This window comes from Rhodococcus sp. NPDC057014, from assembly GCF_042673295.1.
In the GTDB taxonomy this organism is placed as follows: domain Bacteria; phylum Actinomycetota; class Actinomycetes; order Mycobacteriales; family Mycobacteriaceae; genus Rhodococcus_F.
In genome coordinates this window covers 19,084-34,726 of the sequence record NZ_JBHUSF010000066.1, presented here as the reverse complement: position 1 = coordinate 34,726, position 15,643 = coordinate 19,084, and the positions used below count along the sequence as shown (strand labels likewise).

15 protein-coding genes are annotated in these 15,643 nt (G+C 69.4%); 11 read left to right on the top strand and 4 right to left on the bottom strand.

The window, feature by feature from the left end; genetic code table 11:
- From cysT to ACFTZB_RS15835, 5 genes are all read left to right on the top strand, one after another.
- Positions 1-791 (top strand): sulfate ABC transporter permease subunit CysT (gene cysT / locus ACFTZB_RS15855; protein WP_378432798.1); only part of this gene is annotated, 791 nt, incomplete at its 5' end.
- Positions 788-1,594 (top strand): sulfate ABC transporter permease subunit CysW, encoded by an 807-nt coding sequence (gene cysW / locus ACFTZB_RS15850; RefSeq protein ID WP_206012716.1) that lies wholly within the window; start codon positions 788-790, stop codon positions 1,592-1,594. The genes cysT and cysW, both read left to right, overlap by 4 nt.
- The gene (locus ACFTZB_RS15845) at positions 1,591-2,604 is read left to right on the top strand and encodes a sulfate/molybdate ABC transporter ATP-binding protein (protein WP_276138488.1); all 1,014 of its coding nucleotides are present in this window, start codon (positions 1,591-1,593) and stop codon (positions 2,602-2,604) included. The genes cysW and ACFTZB_RS15845 overlap by 4 nt, the downstream gene beginning before the upstream one ends.
- A 25-nt stretch (positions 2,605-2,629) precedes the next feature.
- The gene (locus ACFTZB_RS15840) at positions 2,630-4,009 is read left to right on the top strand and encodes a sulfatase (RefSeq protein ID WP_378432796.1); all 1,380 of its coding nucleotides are present in this window, start codon (positions 2,630-2,632) and stop codon (positions 4,007-4,009) included.
- Between the two features lie 80 nt (positions 4,010-4,089).
- Positions 4,090-5,580, top strand: a complete 1,491-nt coding sequence (locus tag ACFTZB_RS15835) for a UDP-N-acetylmuramoyl-L-alanyl-D-glutamate--2,6-diaminopimelate ligase (protein ID WP_378432795.1) — start codon at positions 4,090-4,092, stop codon at positions 5,578-5,580.
- Here the strand turns inward: ACFTZB_RS15835 and cysC are convergent.
- The 4 genes from cysC to ACFTZB_RS15815 all read right to left on the bottom strand — a co-directional run bounded on the left by cysC (position 5,577) and on the right by ACFTZB_RS15815 (position 10,280).
- Positions 5,577-7,460: an adenylyl-sulfate kinase gene (gene cysC / locus ACFTZB_RS15830; RefSeq protein WP_378432794.1), complete on the bottom strand. Its 1,884-nt coding sequence runs from the start codon at positions 7,458-7,460 to the stop codon at positions 5,577-5,579. The genes ACFTZB_RS15835 and cysC overlap by 4 nt on opposite strands.
- A complete protein-coding gene (gene cysD / locus ACFTZB_RS15825) occupies positions 7,460-8,437 on the bottom strand; it encodes a sulfate adenylyltransferase subunit CysD (protein ID WP_378432793.1) in 978 nt (325 codons plus the stop codon). The genes cysC and cysD overlap by 1 nt, the downstream gene beginning before the upstream one ends.
- Complete coding sequence (locus ACFTZB_RS15820; protein WP_378432792.1) at positions 8,386-9,189, bottom strand: Stf0 family sulfotransferase; 804 nt, start codon at positions 9,187-9,189, stop codon at positions 8,386-8,388. The genes cysD and ACFTZB_RS15820 overlap by 52 nt, the downstream gene beginning before the upstream one ends.
- Before the next feature lie 230 nt (positions 9,190-9,419).
- Entirely contained in the window at positions 9,420-10,280 is an 861-nt protein-coding gene (locus ACFTZB_RS15815; RefSeq protein ID WP_378432790.1) for a universal stress protein, read from the bottom strand.
- Positions 10,281-10,436: 156 nt separating this feature from the next.
- Between ACFTZB_RS15815 and ACFTZB_RS15810 the strand changes: the two genes are divergently transcribed.
- The 6 genes from ACFTZB_RS15810 (at position 10,437) to ACFTZB_RS15785 (ending at position 15,642) form a co-directional block, all read left to right on the top strand.
- Positions 10,437-10,727 (top strand): DUF1801 domain-containing protein, encoded by a 291-nt coding sequence (locus ACFTZB_RS15810; protein WP_378432788.1) that lies wholly within the window; start codon positions 10,437-10,439, stop codon positions 10,725-10,727.
- Positions 10,728-10,799: 72 nt separating this feature from the next.
- Entirely contained in the window at positions 10,800-11,306 is a 507-nt protein-coding gene (locus tag ACFTZB_RS15805) for a sigma-70 family RNA polymerase sigma factor (RefSeq protein WP_378432787.1), read from the top strand.
- Entirely contained in the window at positions 11,303-12,061 is a 759-nt protein-coding gene (locus tag ACFTZB_RS15800) for an anti-sigma factor family protein (RefSeq protein ID WP_378432785.1), read from the top strand. Before ACFTZB_RS15805 ends, ACFTZB_RS15800 begins: the two co-directional genes overlap by 4 nt.
- A gap of 186 nt (positions 12,062-12,247) precedes the next feature.
- Positions 12,248-13,960 carry a thiamine pyrophosphate-binding protein gene (locus ACFTZB_RS15795; RefSeq protein WP_378432784.1) on the top strand — a complete coding sequence of 571 codons (1,713 nt, stop codon included), beginning with the start codon at positions 12,248-12,250 and terminating at the stop codon, positions 13,958-13,960.
- Positions 13,957-14,616: an SRPBCC family protein gene (locus ACFTZB_RS15790; protein ID WP_378432782.1), complete on the top strand. Its 660-nt coding sequence runs from the start codon at positions 13,957-13,959 to the stop codon at positions 14,614-14,616. Before ACFTZB_RS15795 ends, ACFTZB_RS15790 begins: the two co-directional genes overlap by 4 nt.
- A 3-nt stretch (positions 14,617-14,619) precedes the next feature.
- Complete coding sequence (locus ACFTZB_RS15785; RefSeq protein ID WP_378432781.1) at positions 14,620-15,642, top strand: 3-oxoacyl-ACP synthase III family protein; 1,023 nt, start codon at positions 14,620-14,622, stop codon at positions 15,640-15,642.
- Position 15,643: the final 1 nt, after the last annotated feature.

The following is a 15,643-nucleotide window of genomic DNA, read 5'->3' as shown; positions in this document are numbered from 1 at the left end:
CCGGTGCCGTGGGACCGCTCGGCATCGGCATCGCAACCCTGTGGCTCAGTGTCATCGTGGTCCTGCCGCTCGCCGCACTCACCGTCGCGTCGTTCGGCGACGGGATCGGCGGCTTCGTGGACGCGATCACCTCGCCCGTGGCGGTGGCGTCCCTGCGCGTCACCGTGATGGTGTCGGTGGTGGTGGCCGTGATCAACGTGATCATGGGCACGCTCATCGCATGGGTTCTCGTGCGCGACGAATTCCCCGGCAAGCGCGCCGTCAACGCGCTGATCGACCTGCCGTTCGCGCTGCCGACCATCGTGGCCAGCATCGTCCTGTTGTCGTTGTACGGCCCGGAGAGCCCGATCGGCGTGCACCTCAACGCCACGCAGCCCGGCCTGATCGTGGCGCTGGCGTTCGTGACGCTGCCGTTCGTCGTCCGCTCGGTGCAGCCGGTGCTGATCGAGGTGGACAAGGAAGTCGAGGAGGCCGCGGCCTCCCTCGGCGCCGACAACGTGACGATCTTCCGCAAGGTGGTGCTGCCGACCCTGACTCCGGCGATCATCAGCGGCGCGGGGCTCGCGTTCGCCCGCGCGATCGGCGAGTACGGCTCCGTCGTGCTGATCGGCGGAAACATTCCCCGAGAGACTCAGGTCGCTTCCCAGTACATTCAACAGCAGATCGAAATCGACAGGCCGGCCGCCGCGGCGGCCGTGTCGGTGGCCCTCCTGGCCATCGCGTTCGTGACGCTGTTCGCCCTCCGGGTCTTCGCCAGCCGGGGGCAGCGTCGTGAGGAGCAGGCGGAATGAAGCTCTCTGGGTCCACCCGGATCACCCTGCGCACGGTCGCGCTGCTCTACCTGTTCGGCCTGCTGGTGGTGCCCATCGTCATCATCCTGTTCCGCACGTTCGAGAACGGGATCGGCGCCTTCGTCGATTCGATCAGCACACCCGCCGCGATCTCCGCGCTGAATCTGTCCCTGCTGATCGTGGCCATCGTCGTCCCGGTGAACGTGGTGTTCGGGATCGTCACGGCCCTCGCGCTGGTGCGGGGCCGGTTTCCGGGCCGCGGTCTGGTGCAGGCGGTGGTCGACCTCCCGTTCGCCGTCTCACCCATCGTGGTCGGGGTGTCGCTGATTCTGCTGTGGGGCGCCAACGGCTGGTTCGGCGGGCTCGAATCGCTGGGGTTCAAGGTGATCTTCGGGCTACCCGGGATGGTCATCGCCACCCTGTTCGTGACGTTGCCGTTCGTCGTGCGGGAAGTGGAGCCCGTCCTGCACGAGATCGGCGAGGAACAGGAACAGGCCGCCGCGACGCTCGGCGCGAGCCGCTGGCAGACGTTCTGGCTGATCACCCTGCCCGCCATCCGCTGGGGTCTGACCTACGGCGTCGTCCTGACCGTCGCCCGTTCGCTGGGCGAATTCGGTGCCGTGATCATGGTGTCCTCCGGTTTCCCCGGGGTGTCCCAGACCCTGACCCTGCTCGTGCACTCGCGCTACATCGACGACCACAACACGTTCGGTGCGTACTCCGCAGCCACCCTGCTGATGGGCATCGCGCTGATCACCCTGCTTCTGATGACTCTGCTCGACCGCAAGAGGAGCACCACATGATTACCGTGACCGGCGCCCGGAAGAACTACGGGTCCTTTGCTGCTCTCGACGACGTCTCCATCGACATCCCCTCGGGTTCGCTGACCGCGCTCCTCGGGCCCAGCGGGTCGGGCAAGTCGACGCTGCTCCGCTCCATCGCCGGACTCGAAGCCCTCGACTCCGGCACCGTCGTGATCGGCGGGAACGACGTCACCGACATCTCCCCGCAGAAGCGGGACATCGGTTTCGTGTTCCAGCACTACGCGGCGTTCAAGCACATGACGGTGCGCGACAACGTCGCGTTCGGTCTGAAGATCCGCAAGCGGCCGAAGCCGGAGATCGACAAGAAGGTCAACGAGCTGCTCGAGATCGTCGGCCTCGACGGCTTCCAGCACCGCTACCCGGCGCAGCTGTCCGGCGGTCAGCGCCAGCGGATGGCGCTCGCGCGGGCACTGGCGGTGGACCCGAAGGTGCTGCTCCTCGACGAGCCGTTCGGTGCGCTCGACGCGAAGGTCCGCACGGACCTGCGCACCTGGCTGCGCCGGCTGCACGACGAGGTGCACGTGACGACGGTGCTGGTCACCCACGACCAGGAGGAGGCGCTCGACGTCGCCGACCGGATCGCGGTTCTCAACAAGGGCCGGATCGAGCAGATCGGGGAGCCGGAGGACCTCTACGACCGCCCCCGCAACGACTTCGTGATGTCGTTCCTCGGGTCCGTGGCCAAACTCAACGGGCAGTTGGTCCGGCCGCACGACATCCGCCTCGGCCGCGACCCCGACCTGGCCCTCGCGCAGCAGGCGGGGACGGCCGAATCGCTCGGGGTCACGCGGGCCACGGTGGAGCGCGTGGTGCACCTCGGGTTCGAGGTGCGGGTGGATCTGCGCAACGAGGCCACCGGTGAACCCTTCTCCGCCCAGGTGACCCGCGGCGACAGTGCGGCACTCGGCCTGCGGGAGGGCGAGACCGTCTACGCGCGGGCGACGCGGGTACCCGAACTCCCGGAGGCCGAAGTTCCGGTCTCCCTGTAACTCCCCGCCGATGTAGGAGGCGACTGTGGCGACCCCGGTGAATCCTGTCCGTGACAACGTTCTGATCGTGCACTGGCACGATCTGGGTCGTCACCTCGGGTGTTACGGCGCGTCCGGGGTGCGCAGCCCGAACCTCGACCGGCTCGCGGCGGAGGGGGTGTTGCTGACCGACGCGCATGCGGCGGCGCCCCTGTGCTCGCCCTCGCGCGGCGCGCTGTTCTCGGGCCGGTATCCGCACAGCAACGGACTGATCGGGCTCGCGCACCATGGGTGGCAGTACCACGACGACGTCCGCACGCTGCCGTCCCTGCTGGCGGAGGCGGGCTGGTACACGGCCCTGTTCGGGATGCAGCACGAGACCGCGTACCCCAAGCGGCTCGGCTTCCACGAGTACGACGTGTCGAACTCGTTCTGCGAGTACGTCACCGATCGCGCGTCGCGGTGGCTGGCGCGGTTCCCTCCGCACCCGTTCCTGCTGACCGCAGGCTTCTTCGAGACGCACCGCCCGTACCCGGTCGACAGGTACGCACCCGCCGATCCCGAGGGTTTCGACGTGCCCCCGTACCTGCCCGACCGTCCGGAGGTCCGCGCGGACCTGGCCGGATTCCACGGGTCGATCGAGGTGGCCGACGCCGCGGTCGGCCGGCTGCTGCAGACCCTCGAGGACGAGGGGCTGGACGACAGCACGTGGGTCGTGTTCCTCACCGACCACGGCGAGGCGTTCCCCGGTGCGAAGTCGACGCTGTATGCGCCGGGCACGGGAATCGCGACGATCATCCGCCCACCGCGGAGGCTGCGGGCTGCCCCACGCGTCTACGACGACCTGTTCAGCGGGGTGGATCTGGTTCCCACCCTCCTCGACCTGCTGGGCGTCCCGGTCCCCGCCGCCGTGGAGGGCGTCTCCCACGCCGCGCAGTTGCTGGGCCGGTCGGAGTCGACCGCGCGCGACGTCCTGTTCACCGAGAAGACGTTCCACGACAGCTTCGACCCGATCCGCGCGGTACGCAGCAAGCGGTTCAGTTACATCGAGAACTACGCGCCACGGCCCAGGCTCGAACTGCCCCTCGACATCGAGAACAGCCTGTCCGGTGCGGCGCTGGGCACCGAGCATCTCCTGCCGCGTCCGAGCCGGGAACTCTACGACCTGGCCGCCGACCCCGATGAGCGCGACAATCTCGCCGACACCGAGGACTTCGCCGAGACGCAGGCCGAGTTGGCACTCGAACTCGCGACGTGGCGACGGACCACGGGCGACTCGATTCCGAGCGAGGAGGAGGGAACGGCGTACGCGCGGAAGGCGATGGAGGAGTATCTCGCCACGCTCGGCCGGGTGCCGGACGTGCGTTCGGCCTACAGCGAGGAACGCGGAATCCTGGACGAGCCCCGGAGTGGCGTGGAGACGTAGCGGCGTCGAGAGGCAGGCGCCGCGGGTCGATGATCGCGGTTCCGTCGCCGCGACCTGCACACCGGTGGTGCACTGGGAGGGTGAGCGTCGACTGCCCGCGGTTCACACGGCCGAGGCCGCTGCACGAGGTGCTGGGCCGCCTCGGCCGGTCGGCGACCCTGTGCGGCCCGGGCGGCACCGCGGTGACGGGGATCAACCAGGATTCGCGTCTCGTCCGGGCCGGGGACGTGTACGCGGCGCTGCCGGGCCGGCACCGTCACGGGATCGAGTTCGTGGCCGAAGCCGCGGCGCGCGGCGCGGTCGCGATGCTCAGCGACCGGAAGTCGGACGTCCTGCCGACGATCGTGGTGGATGATCCGCGCCGGGTCCTCGGTCCGCTGGCGTCGTGGGTGTACGGCGATCCGTCCCGTGCGCTCGACGTCTACGGGGTGACCGGGACGAACGGGAAGACGAGCACCGTGTACCTCCTGGACGCGGGACTGCGCGCGGCCGGGGCCGCCGCCGGAATGATGACGGGGATCACGGTCCGCGGGCCCGGAGGCTCACGGACCGCGACCCGGACGACACCCGAGGCGTGCGAACTCCAGCAGACGCTCGCCGCATTCGCCGAACAGCGGATCGGGGCGGTCGCGATGGAGGTGTCGAGCCACGGTCTCGCCCTGCACCGGATCGACGGGACCTCCTTCCGGGTGGGGGTGTTCACCAATCTCGCCCGCGACCATCTGGACTTCCACCCCGACATGGACGCGTACTTCGCGGCGAAGGCCAGACTGTTCGACTCCCGGCACTGCGCGGCGGCCGCCATCGGCATCGACGACGAATTCGGGCACCGCCTCGCCGCCACCGTCACCGTGCCCCGGCTGACGTTCTCGTCGAGGACGACGGCGGCCGACATCCACGCGTCGGGTGTGCGCGCGGACGAGGGCGGCACGTCGTTCACGCTGCACGGCGCCGGCGACCGGAGGTCGGTGCGGCTGCGGTTGCTCGGCGTGCACCAGGTGGACAACGCGCTCGCCGCGATCTCCGCCCTCCTCGCACGGGGCGTCGACCCGGACGCGGCGATCACCGGGATCGAGAACCTCGACACCGTCCCGGGACGACTGGAGTCGGTGGACGCGGGGCAGCCCTTCCTCGCCTTCGTCGACTACATGCACAACACTGCCGGGCAGCGCCGGCTGTTTCCCTACCTCCGTTCGCTGACCGGCGGCCGGGTCATCGCCGTCGTCGGGGCGACGGGTGAGCGCGACCCCGGCAAGCGCGCCCCGCTCGGCGCGACGGCGGCCCGTTTCGCCGACACCGTCGTCGTCACCGACGAGAGCCCGTACTCCGAGGACGCGCAGCGCCTGCGGGAGGACGTGGCGCGCGGAGCGCGCAGCGGCGGCACTGCGCACGTGCTGGTCGTCCCCGACCGCGCGGAGGCGATCGCGGCGGCGGACACGCTCGCCGCGCCGGGCGACGTCGTGGTGGTCGCCGGCCGCGGGCACGACCGGGTCCAGGCGTACGGTTCCCGCCTGCGCGTGTTCGACGACCGGACAGCGCTGCACGAGGCACTGGTCCGCTCGCTGAGCTAGGCCGACAGCCCCTCGTGCCGGGCGAGTTCGGTGAGAATCCGGGCGACGAGGTCGTCGAGGTCGGCGCCGGTGGTGTCGAAGGCGAGGTCCGGGTTCTCGGGCGCCTCGTACGGTGCGTCGATCCCGGTGAGGCCGCGGAGTTCGCCCGCCCGCGCCCGGGCGTAGAGGCCCTTGGGGTCGCGTCGCTCGCACTCGGCGACCGGGGTGCTGACGTGGATTTCGAGGAACGGCAGGTCCGCGGCCTCGTTCAGGGCGCGGGCGATCGCGCGGTCCGATCGGAGCGGCGACACCATCGAGGCGATGGCGACCACTCCGGCGTCGGCGAACAACCGGGTGAGATGACCGACGCGGCGGATGTTCTCGGCCCGGTCACCGGGGGAGAATCCCAGATCGTCCGAAATGCCGTGCCGGACGTTGTCGCCGTCGAGCAGGTAGGCGGTCCGGCCGGCGTCGACGAGCGTCCGTTCGAGCGCGACCGCGACGGTCGACTTTCCGGACGCCGGCAGCCCGGTGAGCCAGACGGTGGCGCCCCGCTGCCCGGTCGCGGACCAGCGTCGACCCCGTTTCAGCGAGGACGGGTGCCACTTGATGTCGTGCCGGGTCTGCTCCCCGGGAACCACTTCCCTTGTGTCGCTGACGGTTCCGGCGCCGACGGTGTCGTTGCTCTGTTCGTCGATGAGGATGAACGCGCCCGCGTCGCGGTTGATGGCGTAGGGGTCGGCGAGCACCACGGTGCTCGTCCGGAGCGTGATCCGGCCGATGTCGTTGAGGGCGAGTTCGCTGGGGGAGTCGTGTTCTTCGAGGGTTTCCGGGTCGAGCCGGGTGTGCAACTCCTGCACCGTGGCGCGCACGGTGCGGCTGGTGTGCTTGAGGGCCACCCGGTCGCCCGCCCGCAGCGGGGTTTCGCTCAGCCAGCAGACGGTCGCGTCGATCTCGCGGGCCGGGACCGGTGCGGTGGCCTCGGTGGCCGCGCTCACGACGAGGTCGCCGCGGGCGACGTCGACGTCGTCGGCGAGTTCGAACGACACCGACAGCGGCGCGACCGCGACGGCCCGCTGCGGATCGAGGGTGTCGAGGGCGGTGACCGTGCTGCGGGAACCGGCCGGCAGCACCAGCACCTCGTCCCCGACGGACAGGGTGCCCGCCGACAGCCGGCCGGTGTAGCGGCGCCGCTGGTGGTCCGTGGGACGTGCGACCCACTGGATGGGCAGTCGCAGTTCGGACGCGACGGCCGACGGCGCGGCGAGTTCCACCCCTTCGAGGTACTCGAGGAGCGTGGGTCCGTCGTACCAGGGTGTCGAATCCGACCGCGTGACCACGTTGTCACCCCGGGTGGCGGACACCGGGACCACCGTGAGGTCGCGGCCGCCGAGGCGCTGCGCGAGCAGACCGAGTTCGGATTCGACTTCCTTGAACCGGGTCTCGTCGAAGTCGACGAGATCGATCTTGTTGATCACGGCGACCAGGTGTGGGACACCGAGGAGGTCGGCGATCCGGGCGTGGCGCCGGGTCTGCCGGAGCACCCCGGTGCGGGCGTCCACCAGCAGCACGGCCACGTGGGTGTTCGACGCCCCGGTGAACATGTTGCGCGTGTACCGTTCGTGCCCCGGTGTGTCGGCGAGGACGAAACTCCGGGTAGGCGTGGAGAAGAAGCGGTAGGCGACGTCGATGGTGATGCCCTGCTCGCGTTCGGCACGCAGCCCGTCGGAGAGGGCGGCCAGATCCGCCTCACCGTCGGCGTTCGTCACCGCCTCGAGATGGTCGGTGGGCAGACTTCCGGTGTCGTGGAGGAGGCGGCCGATGAGGGTGCTCTTCCCGTCGTCGACGCTGCCCGCGGTGGCGAGTCGCAGCAGTTGGCGAGGCCGGCCGGTGGTGGTCATCAGAAGTACCCCTCGCGCTTGCGGTCTTCCATCGCGGCGACGGAAGTCCTGTCGTCGGCCCGGGTTTCCCCGCGTTCGGAGACCGTGGCCGCGGCGATCTCCTCGATCACGCCTGCGACGTCGCCGGCCTCCGAACGCACCGCCCCGGTGATGGTCAGGTCTCCGACGGTGCGGTACCGCACCCGGAGTCGTTGTACCAGTTCGCTTTCGGTGGGCAGCGTGTACTCGGACAACCCGAGCAGGATGCCGTCGCGTTCGAACACCTGCCGCTCGTGGGCGAAGTAGATCGACGGCAGCGCCAGCTTCTCGAGTTCGATGTAGCGCCAGATGTCGAGTTCGGTCCAGTTGCTGAGCGGGAATACCCGGACCTGCTCGCCGCGGCGGATCCGCCCGTTGTACAGCGACCACGGCTCGGGTCGCTGCGAACGCGGATCCCACTGCCCGAACTCGTCGCGGAAGCTGAGCACCCGCTCCTTCGCGCGGGCCCGTTCCTCGTCGCGGCGCGCGCCGCCGAACGCGGCGTCGAAGCGGTGCTCCTCCAGGGCGTCGAGCAGGGTCCGGGTCTGCAGCCGGTTCCGGGACGTCCCGGGACCGCCCGTCTCGGTGACGCGGCCCTTGTCGATCGACTCCTGCACCGACGCGACGATCAGCCGGTGACCGTCCTCCGCGAGCCGGCGGTCGCGGAACTCGATCACCTCGGGGAAGTTGTGCCCGGTGTCGACGTGCAGGACGGGAAACGGCAACGGGGACGGCCGGAACGCCTTCTCCGCCAGCCGCAGCAGCACGATCGAATCCTTGCCCGCCGAGAACAGCAGCACCGGTCGCTCGAGTTCCGCGACCACCTCGCGGATGATGTGCACGGCCTCCGCCTCCAGCGCACGGAGTTCGTCGACGTGTGCGTCCGTGTCGGTGGACGGTGCGGCGGTCACAGCGGAAGTCCGTTCGCGGCGGCCTCGGACCGGTACCGCTCGACCCATTCCTTGGAGCGGCCGTCGCTCTGCCGTTTCAGCGGCGGCGGGGGCGCGAGGTCGGCGTCGAGACCGAGTTCGACGAGCACCTTCGCCGCCGTCGCCTGCGGGGCCGCGACGAGATCGTCGAAGCTGACGTCGATGTGGTCGAGCCCCTCGGTCTCGAACCAGGTGCGCCACTGCACATCCTGACCGCGGAGGATGCGGACGAGGTGGGCGATGCCGTCCGCGTGGTACTCGGCGCCGTCGTGTGGGGCGGGCGGGGTGGCGTCGTCGCGCCACACCTGGGTCTGCACCGCCCGCCACATCGACACCGCCTGTGCGACGACGTCGCGCCGGAAGACGTGGATGAAGACCAGGTCGCGGCCCAGGATGTCGCCGAGGGCGGACCTCAGGTCGTCGCCCGACCGGTCCGGAAGTCCGGCGGCGCGGTCGAGGACGAGCGGCACCTGGTTCCACATCAGCTTGCCGCCCCACACGCCGTTGGGGGTGCGCCCGACGCTGAGCAGTTGATCGCGCCACTGCTCCGCGGTGCGAGTGTCGGCGGTTCCCGGTTCCAGCGGGGCGAGCAGGGAGAGCACCGTCTCGTCGGTAACCGACTCGAACCACTGCCGTGGCTGCGGTGACCGGCTGGTGGACGGCAGGTACTGGAAGAACTCCTCCGGGTTGCCTGCCACGGTCGTGGCGCGAAGAGATTCGACGAGCAAGGTGCTGCCGCTGCGCTGCGACGCGCAGACGAGATATGAGCGTGGCTCCGACATGCCGGAAACTATAAAGGCGAAATTCGGTGCCGCAATCGGGGCGAAATCGAATTTGCGTGATGGAAACACTTGCATTTCCGCTGCCGATGATCAGGTGAAGATCAGGGCGCGCGGCCGTGTGGAAAGTGCCAGTTCAGGGCCGTTTCCGGGCAGTCGCACGTGGCGCGCTCGTTGTCGGCGACATTGTGGCGCGACGGGCGAATATGAATCACGCTGATCGAAACCGATGGTCAGCCTTTTCGGCAGATGAGGACCGGGCACCGGGCGTGGTGGATGAGGCTCTGGCTCGTCGAACCCACGATCGACGCGGTGAACGGATTTCGCCCGTGGCTGCCGACGGCGATCAATTGCGCGCCGAAGGTGTACTCGAGGAGCACCTTCATCGGCCCACCGCGTTCGAGGCAGCGGGTTACCTCGACATCGGGATACCTCTCGCGCCACCCGGCGAGGCTCTCGGCGAGCCACGCCTCCTCGTGCTGCACCAGATCGGACCAGTCGGTGAAGCGACGCTCCTCCGAATACCACGCCCCGAGGGTCGAGTGCTCGGCCCACGTGTGGACCGCGACGAGGGGAGCGCCGAAGAACGCCGCGAACTCGAACGCATGGGCCACCGCCATGTCGCTCAGTTCGCTGCCGTCCACACCGACCACGACGGGACGCGTCTCGCTGACCTCGTGGCCCTGGATGCCGCGCCAGACGACGACGGGGCACTCGGCTCGATTCGACACCCGGACCACGTCGGAACCGGCGACCACGGATTTCATCTCACTCGTGGCCGCGGGCCCGAGAACCAGCATCCGGGCCGTCTTGGACAGTTCCACCAGCGCGTGCGCGGGCGGGCCGGGGTGGGTACTGCGCTCCACTTCCAGGTCGTGCTGCCCGTCCAGGACGATGCGTTCGGCGGCGTCGAGGAACTCGTCGCCTTCTGGGTGACCGTCCGCGGAATTCGGATGCTTGGGTAACACGTGGACGAGGCGCAGCGGCTCCTCGAAGCGCCGAGCGGCGGACGCAGCCCACGCCGCCGCCTCCAGTGCGCCGTCCGATCCGTCGATGCCTGCCACGATGCCGCGTCGAATCCGTGCTGTGCTCATGGGGGTGCTCCTCACCTCCTTTCCAGTTTGATCCAGGACGGCGGCGACGCGCCAGAGGTAAATCGGCGGGCGGCCGATCCCGGTGCGATCGATGTGGTCCGCGGGGATACTCGGGTGACCGGCGAGCGAAGACGAACCGAAGGGGCGACGGACCACATGGCGAAGCGGACGAGCGGCTCGGACGGGGGACGAGGAGACTCTCCCTCGCAGCTGATAGATGCGCGCATCGAGGAGCTGGGGGACTGGCGGGGTGAGTTGCTCGCCCGGATCCGGGCGCTTGTCACGCAGGCCGACCCCGACGTGGTCGAGGAGTGGAAGTGGCGAGGGGTCCTGGAGGGCAACACCCGGCGCGCCATCGACTTCCACGAGGGCGACACGGTCGACGAGAAGGCGTTCCAGGCGTTCGTGCACGCTGCCGTGGCACTGAACACCTCCCGACGCGCGTAATCGCTCCGTTTCCGTGGTGCGGTGAACCGGAGGCGCGGGTGAACCGTGTGTACTGCTGGGAGGTGGTGACCGATGCCGGATGCCCAGACGGAGCTCATGCACGCCCTGTACGAGGAACATGCCCCCGCCGTGTGGCGGTATGCGCTCCGGCTGACCGGCGACCGCGCCCGCGCCGAGGACATCGTGCAGGAGGTATTGCTGCGCGCCTGGAAGCACCCGAGCGTGCTCGACCAGTCGGAGTCCTCGGCGCGGGCGTGGTTGTTCACGGTTGCCAGGAACCTCGTATTCGACGAGCACCGCAGCGCCCGTTCCCAGCGTGAGATCGGGATGAGTTCGACACCGGAACGGGCGGCCCCGGACGGTTCGGACGGCGCACTCGACGCCTGGATGATGGGGGATGCGCTGGCCCGGCTCAGCGCCGATCATCGTGCGGTCCTCGTGCTCGGCTACTACCGGGGGATGTCGACCCACCAGATCGCCGGCGAACTCGGAATACCGGAGGGAACGGTGAAATCCCGCATGCACTACGGATTGCGGGCCCTTCGATTGGCTCTGCAGGAAATGGGGGTGACCCGATGACGCTCGACGACTTCGAGTCGCACGACGATCCCTACGTCCGCTGGGACGCCTCCTACGTGCTCGGTGCCATGTCGGCCGCCGATCGGCGGGAGTACGAGGCCCACCTCGCTCACTGCGCACAGTGCTCGCGGGCCGTGTCCGAATTGGCGGGCATGCCCGGTCTGCTCGCACTGATCACGCCGGAAGAAGCGTTCGGCACACTGTCCGGGAACGGTGCGCCCGAAGACGAGGAGCTGCCCGCACCGCGGGTGCTGACCGGGCTGGCAGAGACGGTGCAGCGCCGCAGACGCCACCGGCGGGCGGCGACGGCCCTCGCCGCAGCGGCCGCCGTGATCGCCGTCGTCGTTCCCGTCGGGGTGCTGGCGACCCAGGACCGGACACCGGCCGCCCCGGCGACGGCCCTGCCCGTCCCGGACCGGGCGAACACCACCGAGGCGGTGTTCGCCTCCGTGGTTCCGACGACGATCACCGCGAGCGCGTCCGTCGTGTCGACGTCCTGGGGCACGGTGATCTTCGTCGAGTGCTCCTACGAGGACACATGGCCCGGCGACGGACGCTACGGCGCCGGCGCCGAAGGGTACGCGCTGACCGTGACCGATCGCTCCGGAGTGGTCACCACCGTGGCCACCTGGACCGGGGACGCCGGGCAGACGGTGCGGCCCACGGCCACCACCAGCCTGCCCGTCGACGCGATCGCGAGCATCGACGTGCGATCCGACGACGACCATCAGGTATTGCTGACCACGACGTTGTGAACGGGCCGCAGGGAGCCGGCCCGGTTTCCGTACTCCCTGCAGGCAGGGCCGCCGTGTCTCGCTCGTCACGACCGTTTCCGCAAAAATGTTCTGCCACCGGTGAACCCGGCCGGCACGTGGTTCGTGTGTATATCCAGTGGGTGATCACAGTTCGCCTCATCCGATCCACGACACGGGGGTCTGCCGATGAATCTCACGCATCACGAGCCACGGAAAACCGGTCGGAGCATGCGCGTCGCCGACCACATCGTCGCGGTACTGGCCGCGGAGGGGGTCGAGCACGTCTTCGGTGTCGGAGGCGCGAACATCGAGGACCTGTACGACGCGCTGCACCGCTCCCCGGACGTCGAGGGTGTCGTCGCCAAACACGAGTTCTCGGCGACGACCATGGCCGACGGATACGCCAGGACCTCGAACCGGACAGGTGTGGTCGCCGCGACGTCGGGCGGTGGCGCGCTCAACGTGATCGCCGGACTCGGTGAGGCGTTCGCGTCCCGGGTGCCCCTGCTGGCGTTGATCGGGCAACCGCCGACGTCGCTCGAAGGGTCGGGCGCGTTCCAGGACACGAGCGGGCTGGCGGGGTCGATCGATGCGTCCCGGTTGTTCGGCGAGGTGTCGCTGTACTGTGCGCGCGTCGAATCACCGCTCGACCTCGACCGCCAGCTCTCCGAGGCGCTCGCCGCGGCGCGTCGCGGCGGACCGGCAGTGCTGCTGCTGCCGAAGGACATTCAGCAGGCGACCGGCGAGTTCCCGGAACCGCACCGAACGGTCCCGGCCGCACCGCGTACTGCCACCACGGACGTCACGCGACTCGCCGAGGCACTGCGCGACGACTACGGCCGCATCACCGTCATCGCAGGCGACGAGGTCGCGCGGGCAGGCGCGCGAGCGGAACTCGCGGAACTCGCGCACGTGCTCGGGGCGAGGGTGGCCGTCACACCCGACGCGAAGGACGTGCTCGACCCCGCGGCGCCGGGACGACTCGGGATCACCGGTGCGATGGGGAACCCGGATGTGATCGACGCACTGCAGGAGTGCGACCTCTGCCTGCTCGTCGGCACCCGGCTGCCGGTGATGGCACGGGGAGGGCTCGACACCGCGCTGGAGAAGACACTGGTGTACAGCGTCGGGTCGGCGACGCCGTATGTGCAGGCGCGGCACGTGCCGACCCGGGATCTGCGGGCGACGCTGCGCGCACTCGTCGCCGACATCGGACCGGCAGCCTCACCGGTACCCGTCGCGCACTGCGCTCCGACTCCGATCGACGTACCTCGATCGGGCACGTCGGGCCTGCACTACACGGACGCGGTGACGGCGCTCGCCGCGGCGCTGCCCGGCGGCGCCGACGTGTTCGCCGACGCCGGGAACACGGGCGCCGCTGTGGTGCATCACCTTCCGGTCGCGAGTGGAGGCCGGTTCGTGGTGGCCCTCGGCATGGGCGGGATGGGCTACACCTTCGGCGCCGCGATCGGTTCCGCGTTCTCGCGGGGCCGCCGCACGTTCGTGATCGCCGGCGACGGCGCGTTCTACGCGCACGGACTCGAGATTCACACGGCCGTCGAGTACGACGCGCCGGTCACGTTCGTCGTGTTCAACAACAACGCGCACGCGATGTGCCTCACGCGCGAACAGGTGTATTACGAGGGCGCCTACACCTACAGCCGGTTTCGTCCCGCCCGCATCGCGGCCGGAGTCGGCGCACTGCTCCCCGGACTGCCGTGCCACACGGTCGACACCGACGCCGCCCTTGCCGACGCGCTGCGGTCCACGACGGAGTCGACGGGACCCGCTGTCATCGAGGTCGTCTGCGACGCCGACGAACTACCGCCGTTCCTGCCGTTCCTGACCGCACGCGGCACCGCCGAGAGAATCGAACCCCGAGAAGGAGCACGCCGATGACCGCCCACGAGATCGCACCGCTGCCCGACCTTCCCGCCGACCTGCCCGGCCTCGTCCGCATCGAGACCTCCGACCGTCACGCGACGACACCGATCATCATGGACATGCTGAGGTCGGTGTACCCGCACGATCAGGTGTTCGGAAAGTACTGCACCGTACAGGAATACATCGACTGCCCGCCGGACGAGGTGTTCGGCTACCTCTCGCACACCCGGAGCCTCGAGGAGTGGACGTACAGCCTGCGGGGATTCACCCCGGCGGGAGACCCCGGGCTGTGGCTCGCGTACGACCGGCTGGGTGACACGACCGAGATCTACACGCGCACCGTGGCACACCCCGCCGCGATGACCGTCGACTATCACTGCGCCTGGGACCAGGGGAAACACCTGTGGATGGTGTACCTCATGCGGGTGGTGGACGCGCGCACGGTCCTCGACGTCGACGGATCCGTCGTGCTGTGGACCAACTGCCACCACCCGTTCTACGACGAGAATCCCTACCCCGAGACGGCTCCCGCGGACCGGGTTCCGTGGGTGGGCGACTTCTGGGAGATGTTTTCTGCCGGACACCAGCTCGAGATGAGCAATCTCAAGGCGATCTGCGAATACCGGTGGGCGAACGACCTGCCCGTGACCCCGACCTGGATGAGTGAGTGAGACATGGACACCGTCAGCCTGATCGACATCGCAGGCTACCTGCCCGAGAACCGGGTGGGAGCAGACTATTTCGCCCAATTCGCCGACTCCGACCGGCTCGCCGAGAACATCATGTTCCGGGCGCCGAAATTCCGCCACCACATCGCGGGCGACGAGAACGCCGTCGACATGGCCGAACGCGCGGTCGCCCCGCTCATCGAACGGAACGGCTCCGAACTCGTCTCCAACGTGGACATCCTCATCACCCACACCCAGCTGCCGGACGTCCCGGTCCTCGGCACCGGCGGAGAACTCGCGCGCCGGCTGGGGATCACCCCGGACTGGGTGGTGGACCTGCACAACGGGGGCTGCGCGTCGTTCGTGTACATGATCACGCTGGCGCGTCAGATCATGCAGACCGGTGACGCCTCGACCGCCCTGATCGTGTCGGTGCAGAACAGTGCCGGTCAGATCTTCACGCAGTCGGACGTGCGCGTGCTGGCGCAGTCGGCGGTGCCGGGTGACGGCGCGGGCGCGTGCCTGCTGGTCAAATCGGAGGCCGCGCCGGTGCTCGGACTCGAATGCCGGACCTACCCCGAGTTCGCCGGGGACATGACGGCCGCCGTCGATCCGCCGCGCAAATACTGGGAGGCGGGAACCGGCCAATTGCACATCGGGTTCACCGAAACGAAGATCGCGAAGGTCTTCGCCCGCGGGAACCGCCTCGTTCCCGAGGTGGCGCTCGCGGTGTGCAAACAGATCGGCATCACCCCGGACGAGATCGACACCCTGGTCACCAACCAGCCCAACCGGCTGTTCCTCCGCAACTGGCGGGACGCACTCGAGCTTCCGGCGGAACGGCACCCCGACACGTTCGACGAATGTGGGAACCTGTTCGGCGCCGCGATTCCCGTCACCCTCGACCGCGAGAACCGGGCGGGCCGGATCCCCAACGGTTCCCTGGTGATGATGTCCGCCTTCGCGCACGCGGGTGACTTCGCCGGCGCCGGGGCCATCCGGTGGGGTGCCGCCCCGGCGGGGGTATGAG

What these genes read in the sequence shown, in the direction of transcription:
- ACFTZB_RS15790 (WP_378432782.1), top strand. Translation starts at nt 13,957, where the DNA reads ATGACCGCCCACGAGATCGCACCGCTGCCCGACCTTCCCGCCGACCTG.
- cysC (WP_378432794.1), bottom strand. Translation starts at nt 7,460, where the DNA reads ATGACCACCACCGGCCGGCCTCGCCAACTGCTGCGACTCGCCACCGCG.
- ACFTZB_RS15820 (WP_378432792.1), bottom strand. Translation starts at nt 9,189, where the DNA reads ATGTCGGAGCCACGCTCATATCTCGTCTGCGCGTCGCAGCGCAGCGGC.
- cysW (WP_206012716.1), top strand. Translation starts at nt 788, where the DNA reads ATGAAGCTCTCTGGGTCCACCCGGATCACCCTGCGCACGGTCGCGCTG.
- ACFTZB_RS15805 (WP_378432787.1), top strand. Translation starts at nt 10,800, where the DNA reads ATGCCGGATGCCCAGACGGAGCTCATGCACGCCCTGTACGAGGAACAT.
- cysD (WP_378432793.1), bottom strand. Translation starts at nt 8,437, where the DNA reads ATGGGTCGAGCGGTACCGGTCCGAGGCCGCCGCGAACGGACTTCCGCT.
- ACFTZB_RS15815 (WP_378432790.1), bottom strand. Translation starts at nt 10,280, where the DNA reads ATGAGCACAGCACGGATTCGACGCGGCATCGTGGCAGGCATCGACGGA.
- ACFTZB_RS15795 (WP_378432784.1), top strand. Translation starts at nt 12,248, where the DNA reads ATGAATCTCACGCATCACGAGCCACGGAAAACCGGTCGGAGCATGCGC.
- ACFTZB_RS15810 (WP_378432788.1), top strand. Translation starts at nt 10,437, where the DNA reads ATGGCGAAGCGGACGAGCGGCTCGGACGGGGGACGAGGAGACTCTCCC.
- ACFTZB_RS15800 (WP_378432785.1), top strand. Translation starts at nt 11,303, where the DNA reads ATGACGCTCGACGACTTCGAGTCGCACGACGATCCCTACGTCCGCTGG.
- ACFTZB_RS15785 (WP_378432781.1), top strand. Translation starts at nt 14,620, where the DNA reads ATGGACACCGTCAGCCTGATCGACATCGCAGGCTACCTGCCCGAGAAC.
- ACFTZB_RS15845 (WP_276138488.1), top strand. Translation starts at nt 1,591, where the DNA reads ATGATTACCGTGACCGGCGCCCGGAAGAACTACGGGTCCTTTGCTGCT.